The 15,504-nt window shown below is 63.9% G+C and carries 8 protein-coding genes, 1 tRNA gene, 3 rRNA genes and 1 pseudogene; 4 read left to right on the forward strand and 9 right to left on the reverse strand.

Going from position 1 to position 15,504, the window contains the following annotated elements; genetic code table 11:
* Positions 1-136: 136 nt before the first annotated feature.
* Together OG953_RS12145 and OG953_RS12150 are read left to right on the forward strand one after the other, a co-directional pair.
* A complete protein-coding gene (locus tag OG953_RS12145) occupies positions 137-2,752 on the forward strand; it encodes a SpoIIE family protein phosphatase (protein WP_405684109.1) in 2,616 nt (871 codons plus the stop codon).
* A gap of 55 nt (positions 2,753-2,807) precedes the next feature.
* A pseudogene (locus OG953_RS12150) lies at positions 2,808-3,290 on the forward strand (aldo/keto reductase); the annotation flags it as partial.
* A 109-nt stretch (positions 3,291-3,399) separates the two neighbouring features.
* Here OG953_RS12150 and OG953_RS12155 read toward each other — a convergent pair.
* The 7 genes from OG953_RS12155 to thyX all read right to left on the reverse strand — a co-directional run bounded on the left by OG953_RS12155 (position 3,400) and on the right by thyX (position 13,082).
* A tRNA-Thr gene (locus OG953_RS12155) sits at positions 3,400-3,472 on the reverse strand.
* Positions 3,473-3,691: 219 nt separating this feature from the next.
* Positions 3,692-3,808 (reverse strand): 5S ribosomal RNA (gene rrf, locus OG953_RS12160).
* A gap of 79 nt (positions 3,809-3,887) precedes the next feature.
* Positions 3,888-7,012: ribosomal RNA gene (locus OG953_RS12165) — 23S ribosomal RNA — on the reverse strand.
* Positions 7,013-7,308: 296 nt separating this feature from the next.
* Positions 7,309-8,834: ribosomal RNA gene (locus tag OG953_RS12170) — 16S ribosomal RNA — on the reverse strand.
* Together the 16S, 23S and 5S rRNA genes with 1 tRNA gene alongside form the textbook arrangement of a ribosomal RNA operon.
* Before the next feature lie 643 nt (positions 8,835-9,477).
* Positions 9,478-11,163, reverse strand: a complete 1,686-nt coding sequence (locus OG953_RS12175) for a ribonuclease J (RefSeq protein ID WP_405684111.1) — start codon at positions 11,161-11,163, stop codon at positions 9,478-9,480.
* A gap of 129 nt (positions 11,164-11,292) precedes the next feature.
* Positions 11,293-12,192, reverse strand: a complete 900-nt coding sequence (dapA, locus tag OG953_RS12180) for a 4-hydroxy-tetrahydrodipicolinate synthase (RefSeq protein ID WP_405684113.1) — start codon at positions 12,190-12,192, stop codon at positions 11,293-11,295.
* A 152-nt stretch (positions 12,193-12,344) separates the two neighbouring features.
* The gene (gene thyX, locus OG953_RS12185) at positions 12,345-13,082 is read right to left on the reverse strand and encodes an FAD-dependent thymidylate synthase (RefSeq protein ID WP_405684114.1); all 738 of its coding nucleotides are present in this window, start codon (positions 13,080-13,082) and stop codon (positions 12,345-12,347) included.
* Positions 13,083-13,268: 186 nt separating this feature from the next.
* Between thyX and OG953_RS12190 the strand changes: the two genes are divergently transcribed.
* A complete protein-coding gene (locus OG953_RS12190) occupies positions 13,269-13,508 on the forward strand; it encodes a hypothetical protein (RefSeq protein ID WP_405684115.1) in 240 nt (79 codons plus the stop codon).
* Between the two features lie 94 nt (positions 13,509-13,602).
* The gene (locus OG953_RS12195) at positions 13,603-14,154 is read left to right on the forward strand and encodes a hypothetical protein (protein ID WP_405684117.1); all 552 of its coding nucleotides are present in this window, start codon (positions 13,603-13,605) and stop codon (positions 14,152-14,154) included.
* 110 nt (positions 14,155-14,264) lie between these two features.
* On the opposite strand, the gene OG953_RS12200 is transcribed toward OG953_RS12195, so the two are convergent.
* Positions 14,265-14,723 carry a hypothetical protein gene (locus OG953_RS12200; RefSeq protein WP_405684118.1) on the reverse strand — a complete coding sequence of 153 codons (459 nt, stop codon included), beginning with the start codon at positions 14,721-14,723 and terminating at the stop codon, positions 14,265-14,267.
* A 12-nt stretch (positions 14,724-14,735) separates the two neighbouring features.
* The gene (gene dapB / locus OG953_RS12205) at positions 14,736-15,488 is read right to left on the reverse strand and encodes a 4-hydroxy-tetrahydrodipicolinate reductase (protein ID WP_405684119.1); all 753 of its coding nucleotides are present in this window, start codon (positions 15,486-15,488) and stop codon (positions 14,736-14,738) included.
* Positions 15,489-15,504: the final 16 nt, after the last annotated feature.

Raw genomic sequence — 15,504 nt, forward strand, 5'->3', positions numbered from 1 at the left:
CCTGGTCGTTCCTGCCCGAAGTCGGCCCTCGTGTACCCGGCACCGAGACCGAGCGTCTAGCCTGGCAGGCGAATCGAAGCGGCGAGAAACGGGCACAGGACTCGAGGAAGCGACGAGACACCATATGGGGAGTGCTGTGATCACCGCGCGCGCGGCTGCCACCTTCGACCCGGTCGGACGCTCCGTCGCGACCGCCCGCGCCTTTGTCCGTGACACTCTCCAGGGGTGGGGATACACGGATGTCGTCGACGATGCCGTCGTCCTCACCAGCGAGCTCGTGACCAACGCGGTGGTGCACGCTGGCACCGCCGCGGACGTGCTGTGCCAGCGCACGGAGGACGGCGTCCGGATCGAGGTCTCCGACCACTACCCGGAACGCGAGATCCCCCTCCAGAGCACAGGTCTGGACTTCGGTAGCCCGGACCGTGAGAACGGCCGCGGACTGCTGCTCTGCGCGGCGCTCGCTTCCCGGTGGGGCGTCGAGTATTCGCCCATCCATAAACATGTCTGGTTCCAGCTGGATCTTCCCGAGCGCCCTGTGGGAATCCGCTCCGCCGGCCCCCTGCTCCCGGTCGGCCTGCTCCCGGTCGCCGACGAGCGCGTGCGGGTGGCCGTCGTCCAGATCGACAGCACCGGTTCCATCGCCGCCTGGAACGAGGACGCCGCGTTCCTCTTCGGATATGCCGCGGACCAAGTCACCGGTAAGCAACTCACCGACTTCACCGCCTGGCCGCAGACACCCGGCACCAACACCGGCATCGTGGACGCACTGCAGCTCTCGCGCTGGGAGGGCAGTTACGGAATCCGGGGCGCCGACGGCCGCACCATCCCCGTTTACGCCTCGCATCTCCGGGTCCGCGACACCCACGGCGAACCATCCACGGTCTGCCTGCTCGTCCGCGACTACGAACGTGCCGTGCTCCAGTCCCCGGTACGCACACCGGTCTCCGACGCGAACGCCGAGAGCCACAAGACGGACCCGTTCGAGATCTTCATCGGCTCCCCCGCCCCCGACGACCTCGACGGCCTGCTCCAGCGCACGGTCGAGCGGGCGCGCGACATGCTCGACGCCGATTCGGCCTTCCTGCTGCTGGCGACGGACGATGAAACGGAACTGGAGGTACGGGCCACGACCGGTCTGCCCTCCGCCCGCCAGCGTTTCGCCCGGGTTCCGGTGGAGGCCGGTACCGGACGTTACGGCTCCGCCCGGATGCCCGCCGTACACGAAGACCTCGACAACGTGCCCGGCGCCGTCCCCCTGCTCGGCGGCACGGGGATGCGCTCCGTCGTCACCGTTCCGCTGAAGGTCGAGGGGCGCCTCACGGGCTCGCTGGGCGTCGCCGCGGAAGCGGCAGGCCGCTACTCCAACGAGGAGGCTCTACGCCTCCAGTTCGCCGCGGACCGCATTGCGCTGGCCGTCGAATCGGCCCGCCTGGGCGAGCTGGAACGCCTGCGCCGTGGTTCCCTCTCCTTCCTCGTCGAGGCCTCCGACCTGCTCGCGGGCACCCTCGACCGGGACCAGACCCTGGCTCTGATGGCCCAGATGACGGTCCCCACCCTGGCCACATGGTGCGCCGTCTACACGATCGCGGACCAGTCCTCGGAGCCGTATCTCTCCTATGTGCTGCACGAGGACGAGGAGCTCATCGACGGCCTCAAGGCCCTGCTCTCCAAGATCGCTCCTCCGGACCCCGTGCCGACCCCAGGTGCCCGTGTCTGGACAGCCCCGTCGGAGGCTGCTCACCAGGCAGCCCTGCGCACCTCGATGCGTACGCTCGGCCTCGGCGAACCCGGCGGGCTCGGCTCCGGCATCCGTACGACGCTCGCCACTGCGGCCGCGGTGGGCGGGGAGACGGTGGTCCTGCCACTCGTCGCCCGAAACCGCGTCATCGGCATGCTCACCCTCGGGAAGCCCTCCGACGACCACTTCCGCCAGGAGATCCTGGAACTGGCCGAGGACCTCTCCCGCCGCGCCGCCCTCGCCCTCGACAACGCCCGCCTCTACTCGGAGCGTATGGCGATCAGCCAGTCCCTGCAGCGCAGCCTGCTGCCGCCGGGGCTGCCCGAGGTCCCCAATGTCGAGATCGAGGTCATCTACCGCGCGGCGGGCGAGGGCAACGAGGTCGGCGGCGACTTCTACGACGTCTTCCCGATCCGCGACGGCGCCTACGGCTTCGCCATCGGTGACGTCTGCGGTACGGGCCCGGAGGCCGCGGCCGTCACGGGCCTCGCCCGCCACGCCCTGCGCCTCCTCGCCCGCGAAGGCTTCGGCGGTCCGGCCGTTCTGGAGCGCCTCAACGCCGCCATCCTGGACGAAGGCGCCCGCAGCCGTTTCCTGACCCTCCTGTACGGGGAGCTGTGGCCCCAGGAGGACGGCAGCGCGCTCCTGAAGGTGGTCTGCGCGGGGCACCCGCTGCCGTTGCGCCTGCACCAGGACGGCTCGGTGGAGTCAGCGGCCGAACCTCAGCCCCTGCTGGGCGTCATCGAGGACCTCGAACTGTACGAGCAGACGGTGACCCTCGCTCCGGGCGATGTCCTGCTGTGCGTGACCGACGGCGTCACGGAACGCCGTGAGGGCACCCGCATGCTCGGCGACGACGGTCTGGCGGATGTCCTGGCCACCTGTACCGGCCTCACGGCAGGCGCGGTGGCAGCACGCATCCTGCGGGCGGTTGAACGCTTCGCAGCCGAGCCTGCCTCCGACGACATGGCCATCCTCGCCATGCGCGTCCCTGAACCGCCCACCACCTGACCGCACTTCATCGGGCCGAAGGCTCGGAAACACTCCGGCCCATGACTTCAAAGACGACCAGTCCATAAGCGTGCTCCGGCGTGCGATCGAGCTCGGCGTGAACCACATCGACACCGCCACGTTCTACTTCTCGTCGCTGCGGTTCGCCAACGAACTGATCGACCAGGCGCTCACTCCGCAACACTTCGGTGCCCTGTCCGAGTTCCGCGACGCCGGCCTCATCCGCCACCTCGGTGTCTCCGGAATCAAGGCAAACACCTCGCCGAGGCCCGGCCCATCGCCCCGGTGGTGTGCGTACAGAACCGCTACGGCCTCGACTCCCGCAACGCGGGCACGGACGATGTTCTGCGGCTCTGTGGAGAGCAGGGCATCGCGTTCGTCCCCCTTCTTCTCCGTTGCCGGCGAGGGACGCGAGGAGGACGCAAACATCACGGGCGCCACCGACGACGAGCTGCTCGCCATCGCCCGCGTACATGGCGCGACGGTGGCACAGGTCCGGCTGGCATGGACGCTGCATCAGGGCCCTCACGTACTGGCCAAACGAATTCGCCGTCTCGATTCGCACCACGCCGACGGGCAGCGAGCGCGGAAGCATCGGGACATGCGAAAGGCCCCCGCCGAGTGGCGAGGGCCTTTCGTCTTGCCTGAGCCCCAATGCGGAATCGAACCGCAGACCTTCTCCTTACCATGGAGACGCTCTACCGACTGAGCTATTGGGGCCTGCTGCGCTGTGGCAACGAGGTTAAGCATACCCTGAACTCAGGGGTACTCAGAACCACTGACCGCAAAAGATTCTGACGGACTGTCATCGAGACCCGCCGCCCCTCTCACCACTGCGCATGCGTGGCCCGGCCTGCCTCGTCCGAGCCGGCCGACCGCACGCGTGGGTGAACGCAGGAAAGCCCCGCACCAGAGGTGCGGGGCTTTCCCGTAAAAGGAGTTCGGCGGCGTCCTACTCTCCCACAGGGTCCCCCCTGCAGTACCATCGGCGCTGAAAGGCTTAGCTTCCGGGTTCGGAATGTAACCGGGCGTTTCCCTAACGCAATGACCACCGAAACACTATGAAATTAACCAACACCGGAACACAACACGGCCGTTCGTTATTTCAGAACTAACACAGTGGACGCGAGCAACTGAGGACAAGCCCTCGGCCTATTAGTACCAGTCAGCTCCACCCGTTACCGGGCTTCCACATCTGGCCTATCAACCCAGTCGTCTACTGGGAGCCTTAACCAATCAAGTTGGTGGGAATACTCATCTCGAAGCAGGCTTCCCGCTTAGATGCTTTCAGCGGTTATCCTTTCCGAACGTAGCCAACCAGCCATGCCCTTGGCAGAACAACTGGCACACCAGAGGTTCGTCCGTCCCGGTCCTCTCGTACTAGGGACAGCCCTTCTCAATATTCCTACGCGCACAGCGGATAGGGACCGAACTGTCTCACGACGTTCTAAACCCAGCTCGCGTACCGCTTTAATGGGCGAACAGCCCAACCCTTGGGACCGACTCCAGCCCCAGGATGCGACGAGCCGACATCGAGGTGCCAAACCATCCCGTCGATATGGACTCTTGGGGAAGATCAGCCTGTTATCCCCGGGGTACCTTTTATCCGTTGAGCGACAGCGCTTCCACAAGCCACTGCCGGATCACTAGTCCCGACTTTCGTCCCTGCTCGACCCGTCGGTCTCACAGTCAAGCTCCCTTGTGCACTTACACTCAACACCTGATTGCCAACCAGGCTGAGGGAACCTTTGGGCGCCTCCGTTACTCTTTAGGAGGCAACCGCCCCAGTTAAACTACCCATCAGACACTGTCCCTGATCCGGATCACGGACCCAGGTTAGACATCCAGCACGACCAGAGTGGTATTTCAACGACGACTCCACAACCACTGGCGTGGCTGCTTCAAAGTCTCCCACCTATCCTACACAAGCCGAACCGAACACCAATATCAAACTGTAGTAAAGGTCCCGGGGTCTTTCCGTCCTGCTGCGCGAAACGAGCATCTTTACTCGTAGTGCAATTTCACCGGGCCTATGGTTGAGACAGTCGAGAAGTCGTTACGCCATTCGTGCAGGTCGGAACTTACCCGACAAGGAATTTCGCTACCTTAGGATGGTTATAGTTACCACCGCCGTTTACTGGCGCTTAAGTTCTCAGCTTCGCCGACCCGAAAGTCAGCTAACCGGTCCCCTTAACGTTCCAGCACCGGGCAGGCGTCAGTCCGTATACATCGCCTTACGGCTTCGCACGGACCTGTGTTTTTAGTAAACAGTCGCTTCTCGCTGGTCTCTGCGGCCACCCCCAGCTCATGGAGTAAATCCAATCACCAGTGATGGCCCCCCTTCTCCCGAAGTTACGGGGGCATTTTGCCGAGTTCCTTAACCATAGTTCACCCGAACGCCTCGGTATTCTCTACCTGACCACCTGAGTCGGTTTAGGGTACGGGCCGCCATGAAACTCGCTAGAGGCTTTTCTCGACAGCATAGGATCATCCACTTCACCACAATCGGCTCGGCATCAGGTCTCAGCCTTAACGTGTGACGGATTTACCTACCACACGGCCTACACCCTTACCCCGGGACAACCACCGCCCGGGCTGGACTACCTTCCTGCGTCACCCCATCGCTTACCTAGTACAAGTCTGGTTCGTCGGCTCCACCACTACCCTCAACTCCGAAGAGATCGGGCCGGCTTCACGGACTTAGCATCGCCTGATTCAGTATTGGGCGTTTCAAAGCGGGTACCGGAATATCAACCGGTTGTCCATCGACTACGCCTGTCGGCCTCGCCTTAGGTCCCGACTTACCCTGGGCAGATCAGCTTGACCCAGGAACCCTTAGTCAATCGGCGCACACGTTTCTCACGTGTGTATCGCTACTCATGCCTGCATTCTCACTCGTGAACCGTCCACAACTCGCTTCCGCGGCTGCTTCACCCGGCACACGACGCTCCCCTACCCATCCGTACTCCCGTTGGGGATACATGTACGAATGACACGACTTCGGCGGTACGCTTGAGCCCCGCTACATTGTCGGCGCGGAATCACTTGACCAGTGAGCTATTACGCACTCTTTCAAGGGTGGCTGCTTCTAAGCCAACCTCCTGGTTGTCTCTGCGACTCCACATCCTTTCCCACTTAGCGTACGCTTAGGGGCCTTAGTCGATGCTCTGGGCTGTTTCCCTCTCGACCATGGAGCTTATCCCCCACAGTCTCACTGCCGCGCTCTCACTTACCGGCATTCGGAGTTTGGCTAAGGTCAGTAACCCGGTAGGGCCCATCGCCTATCCAGTGCTCTACCTCCGGTAAGAAACACACGACGCTGCACCTAAATGCATTTCGGGGAGAACCAGCTATCACGGAGTTTGATTGGCCTTTCACCCCTAACCACAGGTCATCCCCCAGGTTTTCAACCCTGGTGGGTTCGGTCCTCCACGAAGTCTTACCTCCGCTTCAACCTGCCCATGGCTAGATCACTCCGCTTCGGGTCTTGAGCGTGCTACTGAAACGCCCTATTCGGACTCGCTTTCGCTACGGCTTCCCCACACGGGTTAACCTCGCAACACACCGCAAACTCGCAGGCTCATTCTTCAAAAGGCACGCAGTCACGACTGCATGTGCAAGCACATACAGCGACGCTCCCACGGCTTGTAGGCACACGGTTTCAGGTACTATTTCACTCCGCTCCCGCGGTACTTTTCACCATTCCCTCACGGTACTATCCGCTATCGGTCACCAGGGAATATTTAGGCTTAGCGGGTGGTCCCGCCAGATTCACACGGGATTTCTCGGGCCCCGTGCTACTTGGGTGTCTCTCAAACGAGCCGTTGATGTTTCAGCTACGGGGGTCTTACCCTCTACGCCGGACCTTTCGCATGTCCTTCGCCTACATCAACGGTTTCTGACTCGTCTCACGGCCGGCAGACCGTGAAAGAGAGATCCCACAACCCCGCATGCGCAACCCCTGCCGGGTATCACACGCATACGGTTTGGCCTCATCCAGTTTCGCTCGCCACTACTCCCGGAATCACGGTTGTTTTCTCTTCCTGAGGGTACTGAGATGTTTCACTTCCCCTCGTTCCCTCCACACTGCCTATGTGTTCAGCAGCGGGTGACAGCCCATGACGACTGCCGGGTTTCCCCATTCGGACACCCCCGGATCAAAGCTCGGTTGACAGCTCCCCGGGGCCTATCGTGGCCTCCCACGTCCTTCATCGGTTCCTGGTGCCAAGGCATCCACCGTGCGCCCTTAAAAACTTGGCCACAGATGCTCGCGTCCACTGTGCAGTTCTCAAACAACGACCAGCCACCCATCACCCCACCCCTGAGGGCGAGTTCACTGGGGCCGGCAACTGAAGGCGACCTCACGGCCGTACCCTCAGATACCCAACAACGTGCCCGACACAACCGATCCCTTCCCACGTTCCACGCCGAAGCAGTACTAGTGAAAAACAACCTGTCGTGCCGAATAGTCAACGTTCCACCCATGAGCTGACCACCGTCGAACATTTGCCGACGTAGTGGCTCTGGATTCCTTACGGAATCTAGATGCTCCTTAGAAAGGAGGTGATCCAGCCGCACCTTCCGGTACGGCTACCTTGTTACGACTTCGTCCCAATCGCCAGTCCCACCTTCGACAGCTCCCTCCCACAAGGGGTTGGGCCACCGGCTTCGGGTGTTACCGACTTTCGTGACGTGACGGGCGGTGTGTACAAGGCCCGGGAACGTATTCACCGCAGCAATGCTGATCTGCGATTACTAGCAACTCCGACTTCATGGGGTCGAGTTGCAGACCCCAATCCGAACTGAGACCGGCTTTTTGAGATTCGCTCCGCCTCGCGGCATCGCAGCTCATTGTACCGGCCATTGTAGCACGTGTGCAGCCCAAGACATAAGGGGCATGATGACTTGACGTCGTCCCCACCTTCCTCCGAGTTGACCCCGGCAGTCTCCTGTGAGTCCCCATCACCCCGAAGGGCATGCTGGCAACACAGAACAAGGGTTGCGCTCGTTGCGGGACTTAACCCAACATCTCACGACACGAGCTGACGACAGCCATGCACCACCTGTATACCGACCACAAGGGGGGCACCATCTCTGATGCTTTCCGGTATATGTCAAGCCTTGGTAAGGTTCTTCGCGTTGCGTCGAATTAAGCCACATGCTCCGCTGCTTGTGCGGGCCCCCGTCAATTCCTTTGAGTTTTAGCCTTGCGGCCGTACTCCCCAGGCGGGGAACTTAATGCGTTAGCTGCGGCACCGACGACGTGGAATGTCGCCAACACCTAGTTCCCAACGTTTACGGCGTGGACTACCAGGGTATCTAATCCTGTTCGCTCCCCACGCTTTCGCTCCTCAGCGTCAGTAATGGCCCAGAGATCCGCCTTCGCCACCGGTGTTCCTCCTGATATCTGCGCATTTCACCGCTACACCAGGAATTCCGATCTCCCCTACCACACTCTAGCCTGCCCGTATCGACTGCAGACCCGGGGTTAAGCCCCGGGCTTTCACAACCGACGCAACAAGCCGCCTACGAGCTCTTTACGCCCAATAATTCCGGACAACGCTTGCGCCCTACGTATTACCGCGGCTGCTGGCACGTAGTTAGCCGGCGCTTCTTCTGCAGGTACCGTCACTCTCGCTTCTTCCCTGCTGAAAGAGGTTTACAACCCGAAGGCCGTCATCCCTCACGCGGCGTCGCTGCATCAGGCTTTCGCCCATTGTGCAATATTCCCCACTGCTGCCTCCCGTAGGAGTCTGGGCCGTGTCTCAGTCCCAGTGTGGCCGGTCGCCCTCTCAGGCCGGCTACCCGTCGTCGCCTTGGTAGGCCATCACCCCACCAACAAGCTGATAGGCCGCGGGCTCATCCTTCACCGCCGGAGCTTTCAACCCCGTCCCATGCGGGACAGAGTGTTATCCGGTATTAGACCCCGTTTCCAGGGCTTGTCCCAGAGTGAAGGGCAGATTGCCCACGTGTTACTCACCCGTTCGCCACTAATCCACCCCGAAGGGCTTCATCGTTCGACTTGCATGTGTTAAGCACGCCGCCAGCGTTCGTCCTGAGCCAGGATCAAACTCTCCGTGAATGTTTTCCCGTAATCGGGACACACATCACGAGAGCGGAACGATCAGCCGGAATAAGACCGATCGTTCACAGCGTCCTCGCTGTGTAAATTGCCTACCGGAACCGTGAGGCCCGGCAGGACTTTCAAAGGAACCACCAACCTGCCGAAGCAGGCCGGGGTATCAACATATCTGGCGTTGACTTTTGGCACGCTGTTGAGTTCTCAAGGAACGGACGCTTCCTTTGTACTCACCCTCTCGGGCTTTCCTCCGGGCTTTCCCTTCGGTCTTGCATTTCCGACTCTATCAGACTCTTTCGTGTCCGATTCCCGGTCGAAGCGGCCCCCTGCGGAGCAGGAGAATTTTTACTGCGCTTTCCAGTTCTTCGCTTTCGCGCTTCCCTTTCCGGCGGTTCCAACCTTACCAGATTCTTTTTCGTTCCGTTTCCGGTCCGAATTTGAATTCCGGTGGCCTTTGGAGTGGCCTTGCCTCTCGGCGGATCCGACTTTATCAGAAGTTCTGAGCCGGAATTCCCGCTCCGTTCGGGATGCTCACTGCACATGAGCGTGCGCGGCGCTTCCCGGTCAGGCGGAGCCGTAAACGTACTGGAGCGGGGCGCCCCGATGCAAATCGGGGGCCCCGCTCCGGAGTTCGCGACTGTCGGGGTCAGACCTCGACGACTACGGGAAGGATCATCGGTCGCCGGCGGTAGGTGTCGGAGACCCACTTGCCCACCGTGCGGCGGACCAGCTGCTGGAGCTGGTGGGGCTCCATCACGCCGTCCTGGGCGGACCTGTTGATCGCTTCCTCGATCTTCGGCACGACGGCGCTGAATGCCGAGTCGTCGATGCCGGAGCCGCGGGCATGGATGTCCGGCCCGCCCGTGATCTTGCCGGAGGAGCTGTCGACCACGATGAAGACGGAGATGATGCCCTCCTCGCCGAGGATGCGGCGGTCCTTGAGGGAGGTCTCGGTGACATCGCCGACCGAGAGGCCGTCGACGTATACGTAGCCCGCCTGGACCTTGCCAACGATCTTGGCCTTGCCGTCGATGAGGTCGACGACCACGCCGTCCTCGGCGATGACGATGTGGTCCTTGGGTACACCGGTGAGGGCGCCCAGTTCGGCGTTGGCCCTCAGGTGGCGCCATTCGCCGTGGACCGGCATCAGGTTCTTCGGCTTGCAGATGTTGTAGAAGTACAGCAGCTCACCGGCCGAGGCATGGCCCGAGACGTGGACCTTGGCGTTGCCCTTGTGGACGACGTTGGCACCCCAGCGGGTCAGGCCGTTGATCACGCGGTACACCGCGTTCTCGTTGCCCGGGATCAGGGACGACGCCAGGATCACCGTGTCGCCCTGGACGATGCGGATCTGGTGGTCGCGGTTGGCCATACGGGACAGTGCGGCCATCGGCTCGCCCTGGGATCCCGTGCAGACCAGCACGACCTCGTCGTCCGGCAGGTCGTCGAGGGTCTTGACGTCGACCACCAGGCCCGCGGGCACCTTCAGATAGCCGAGATCGCGGGCGATGCCCATGTTGCGGACCATCGAGCGCCCGACGAAGGCCACCCGGCGGCCGTATTCGTGTGCCGCGTCGAGGATCTGCTGGATGCGGTGCACATGGCTGGCGAAGCTCGCCACGATGATGCGCTTCTGGGCGTTGGCGAAGACCGTGCGCAGAACGTTGGAGATGTCCCGCTCGGGCGGCACGAAGCCGGGGACCTCCGCATTGGTCGAGTCGGAGAGGAGAAGGTCGATGCCTTCCTCGCTCAGCCGGGCGAACGCGTGCAGGTCGGTGAGCCGGCCGTCCAGCGGGAGCTGGTCCATCTTGAAGTCACCGGTCGCGACGGCCATGCCCGCAGGTGTGCGGATGGCAACCGCGAGGGCGTCAGGGATGGAGTGGTTGACCGCGATGAACTCGCAGTCGAAGACGCCGATGCGCTCGCGCTGGCCCTCCGCGACTTCGAGGGTGTACGGGCGGATGCGATGTTCCTGGAGCTTCGCCTCGATCAGCGCGAGGGTCAGCTTGGAGCCGATGAGGGGGATGTCCGGCTTCAGTCGCAACAGGTACGGGACACCACCGATGTGGTCCTCGTGGCCGTGCGTGAGGACGATGCCCTCGATGTCGTCGAGACGGTCCCGGATCGTGGTGAAGTCCGGCAGGATCAGGTCGATTCCGGGCTGCTCTTCCTCCGGGAAGAGAACTCCGCAGTCGACGATGAGCAGGCGGCCGCCGTACTCGAAGACCGTCATGTTGCGGCCGATTTCGCCGAGGCCGCCGAGCGGGGTGACCCGGAGGCCGCCCTTCGGGAGCTTCGGCGGGGTGCCGAGTTCGGGATGCGGATGACTCAAAAGACTCTCCTTACCACGCGCGCCACGTACCGCTTGGGCACGTGGCGCGCATGTCATTCGTGCACTTGCTGTTGTCTGTGTTGTCGCTCTTGCGAGTGTTCTTCGCTTATTCAGTTGTGAAGTCTGTGGTTACAGCTCTACCCCACCGGCGGCGAGATCGATCTTGAGCTGCGCCGTTTCCTGTGCGGTGAGTTCCACCAGGGGAAGGCGCAGGGGCCCTGCGGGGAGGCCTTGGAGGGCCAGCGCGGCCTTGGTGGTGATGACGCCCTGGGTACGGAACATGCCGGTGAAGACCGGCAGGAGCTTCTGATGGATCTCCGTGGCCTTCTGGACGTCGCCGCCGAGGTAAGCCTCGATGAGGGCGCGCAGGTCGGGGGTGACGACATGGCCGACGACGGAGACGAATCCGATGGCCCCGACCGAGAGGAGCGGCAGGTTCAGCATGTCGTCGCCGGAGTACCAGGCGAGGCCTGACCGGGCGATGGCCCAGCTGGCGCGGCCGAGGTCGCCCTTGGCGTCCTTGTTGGCGACGATGCGCGGGTGCTCGGCGAGCCGTACGAGCGTCTCCGTGTCGATCGGCACACCGCTGCGGCCCGGAATGTCGTAGAGCATCACCGGCAGACCGGTGGCGTCGGCGATGGCCGTGAAGTGGCGGAAGATGCCTTCCTGCGGCGGCTTGTTGTAGTACGGCGTCACCGCGAGGAGGCCGTGGGCACCGGAGCGTTCGGCCATGCGGGCGAGCTCGATGCTGTGGCGGGTGTCGTTGGTGCCGACGCCTGCGACGACGTGGGCCCTGTCTCCCACTGCTTCCAGTACGGCCCTTACGAGCTGGTCTTTCTCCGCGTCGCTGGTGGTCGGGGACTCGCCGGTGGTGCCGTTGACGATCAGACCGTCATTGCCTGCGTCCACCAGGTGGGCGGCGAGCCGCTGGGCACCGTCGAGGTCGAGTGCACCGTCCGCCGTGAAGGGCGTGACCATAGCGGTGAGGACCCGCCCGAAGGGGGTCTGCGGAGTGGAGATCGGAGCCATGGGTAACACGCTACTCGTTGCTCAGCGCCCAATGCCCCCTCGGGGGGACACCCAGTAGGAGCCCGGCACTGCCTGCTCGGGGGTTCAAGCAGTGCCGGGTCCGTTTGATCAGCCTAGATGAACTTCACGAAACGCCGCAATACGGACACCGCTTACGGGGCTACGCGTCCGTTCTTGTTGAAGGCTGCATGGGTGAGCGGCATGAGCCGGGCCCAGTGCTCCTCCATCTGCTGGCCGACCATTTCGATTTCCCGCTGCGGGAAGGACGGCACCTTCGCCAGCTCGTGCTGGGTGCGCAGGCCGAGGAAGTGCATCAGCGAGCGGGCGTTGCATGTGGCGTACATCGAGGAGAACAGGCCGACGGGGAGTACCGCGCGGGCGACCTCGCGGGCCACTCCTGCGGCGAGCATCTCCTGGTACGCCTCGTACGCCTGGCGGTAGGAGTCCTCCATGATGCGGCCGGTGAGCTCCTGCTGAGCCTGGGTGCCCTCGACGAATTCGTACTTACCGGGGCGGCCCTGCTGGACGAGCTTGCGGGACTCCCCCGGAACGTAGAAGACCGGTTCCAGCTCCCTGTAGCGGCCCGATTCCTCGTTGTACGACCAGCCGACGCGGTGGCGCATGAACTCGCGGAACACGAAGATCGGGGCACTGATGAAGAAGGTCATCGAGTTGTGCTCGAACGGGCTGCCGTGCCGGTCACGCATCAGGAAGTTGATGAGCCCCTTGGAGCGCTCAGGGTCCTTGGTGACCTCCTCCAGGGACTGCTCACCGGCCGTGGAGACACGGGCCGCGAACAGGACGTCGGAGTCGCCTGCGGCGTATTTCACCAGGTCAACGGTGACATCACTACGGAAGCTGGGCTTTGCGGGCTCGGGGGTCTCGGTCACCGGCGGGGTCCTTCCAATGGCGTCGCTCGGGCGGCGCCCACTCTACGGGCCGCCACTGACAACGAGGGCCGGAAGGGTCGCGCAGGGATTTCTTCGACGAATTCGGCGATTCAGGGCACCGAACTGGTCTGCCGCACGTCTGACTCAATAGCAGCGTCCGTAACAGAGTTCAAGGAGAGCTTCCTCATGTTCCGCCGGCGTGAATCCGTCCCGTTCTCGTTCGTAGCCGAGGCCGACCGATTCCGCAGTAACGTCACCCCGCCCCCGCGGGAGCGCACCACCGTCTCCCAGCTGGCCAACCGTTCCCTTGTCGGGCTGACGGTCGTCGCAGGTCTCGTCGGGTCGCTGATCCTCGGTCTGCCCGCCCTGAGCCCCTCCCAGGGGCCGTCGCACACCCAGCAGACCGAGGCTGCCTACGGGCGCTGACCCCTACGGGCCCCCTGGGGTGGTCTGGTCGGCGGCCTCCTCGGTAGCCTCACCGGGCACAGCAATCGAGCGTGCTTGTGAGTGAGGATCAGTCGTGCCCCTGCCCTTTCTGACGGCCGACCGCGCGTTTGACGCGAGCGTTGAGGACATCGCGCTGCCGTTCGACGACCACGACAGCTGGCGGCGTCCATACCGCCCAGGACCCTGGCGGGTCGCGGCTGCGGCCTCCCTGCTGCTGCTCGCGTCGTTCATCCTGCTCGCGGGGATGATCACCGCGTTCTCCGGGGCGGTGCCGGGTGCCACCGCGTGTCTGGCGCTCGCCGTCGTGGTCATCGGTTGCGCCCTGCGGCTGCTGCGGGTCGGCGCCTGGGTGAGCCGTCACGGCGTGCGCCGGGTCGGCTTCTTCACGACGACAACCGTGCCGTGGAACCGCGTCGCGAACGTCCGTACGGTGCAGCAGCCGGTGAAGTGGCTCGGGTTTCCGCGCACGGTGCAGGGGCAGGCGTTGATCGTCGTACGCCAGGGGGGCGAGGCGATTCCGCCCCTGCTCACCGACAGCAATGCGGACTTCCTGGCGCGGGGTGAGGCGTTCGACCGTGCGGCCGACACGGTCGAGGCGTGGGGGGACGAGTATCGGCGGGGCTGAGGCGTCCGGCTACCGGGCGCGCCCGGTAGCCGTTTTGTCCTCAAGCGCCGGACGGGCTTGATCTGGCCGGACGGGCTTGGTGATCCGGTCGGACAGCCCGTCGGCCCAGGTCAGGGCGTGCTGGGCTGAGTGGGCTTCGCATGCAGGGCGATGGCGCGCTGCATGGCCTTTCGGGCGCGAGGGGTATCCCTGGCGTCCTGGTAGGCGACGGCCAGGCGGAACCAGCAGCGCCAGTCGTCCGGCGAGTCCTCGGTCTCCTCGCGGCGGCGTGCGAACACGGCGTCGGCCGAGGCGCGGTCGATGCGGCCGGACGGGGTGCGGACCAGCTCGTCGACCGGCAGGCCTCCCTCCGTGTCCAGTTCCGCGGCCAGCGCGTTGGCCCGCGCCACGAACTGGGTGTTCTTCCAGAGGAACCAGATACCGATCACCGGCAGGATCAGCACCGCGACCCCGAAGGTGACCGTCAGCAGCGTGCCGTGCCGGATGAGCAGGATGCCACGGCTGCCGACCAGAGCGAAGTAGAAGACCAGGACGGCAGCGGTGACGAAGTAAGTGATCTTTGCGCGCATGGCAGGGCTCAGTCAGTTCAGGTCGAGGAAGTGTTCCAGGCCGAACGTGAGGCCGGGAGTGGTCACCACGCGGCGTGTGCCGAGCAGGATGCCCGGCATGAAGCTGCTGTGGTGCAGGGAGTCGTGGCGGATGGTGAGCGTCTCGCCCTCGCCGCCGAGCAGCACTTCCTGGTGGGCCAGAAGACCTCGGAGCCGGATCGCGTGGACCGGGACTCCGTCCACGTCCGCGCCGCGGGCGCCGTCCAGGGCTGTGGTGGTGGCGTCCGGCTGCGGGGCGCAGCCGGCCTTCCTCCGGGCCTCTGCGATCAGCTGGGCAGTGCGGGTGGCGGTGCCCGAGGGGGCGTCGGCCTTGTTGGGGTGGTGCAGTTCGACGACCTCGACGGACTCGAAGTAACGGGCGGCCTGCTCCGCGAACTTCATCGTGAGGACGGCGCCGATGGAGAAGTTCGGCGCGATGAGCACACCGGTCTCCGGGGAGCCGGAGAGCCAAGTGTTCAGCTGCGCGAGCCGTTCGTCGGACCAGCCCGTCGTACCGACGACGGCGTGGATGCCGTGCCGGATACAGAAGTCGAGGTTGCCCATCACCGCCGCGGGGGTGGTGAGCTCGACGACAACCTGGGCGCCGGATTCCGCAAGGGTCTCCAGCTTGTCGCCACGCCCCAGGGCGGCCACCAGCTCCATGTCGTCGGCGGCCTCGACGGCTCGTACCGCCTCGGATCCGATACGGCCCTTGGCGCCGAGAACGGCCACGCGCAGCTTGCTCATTGCTCTGCTTCCTTAC

Source organism: Streptomyces sp. NBC_00057 (assembly GCF_045041165.1).
Classification (GTDB): domain Bacteria; phylum Actinomycetota; class Actinomycetes; order Streptomycetales; family Streptomycetaceae; genus Streptomyces.

Coding starts and splice junctions, on each gene's coding strand:
- dapA (WP_405684113.1), bottom strand. CDS start 12,192: ATGGCTCCGATCTCCACTCCGCAGACCCCCTTCGGGCGGGTCCTCACC.
- OG953_RS12190 (WP_405684115.1), top strand. CDS start 13,269: ATGTTCCGCCGGCGTGAATCCGTCCCGTTCTCGTTCGTAGCCGAGGCC.
- OG953_RS12200 (WP_405684118.1), bottom strand. CDS start 14,723: ATGCGCGCAAAGATCACTTACTTCGTCACCGCTGCCGTCCTGGTCTTC.
- dapB (WP_405684119.1), bottom strand. CDS start 15,488: ATGAGCAAGCTGCGCGTGGCCGTTCTCGGCGCCAAGGGCCGTATCGGA.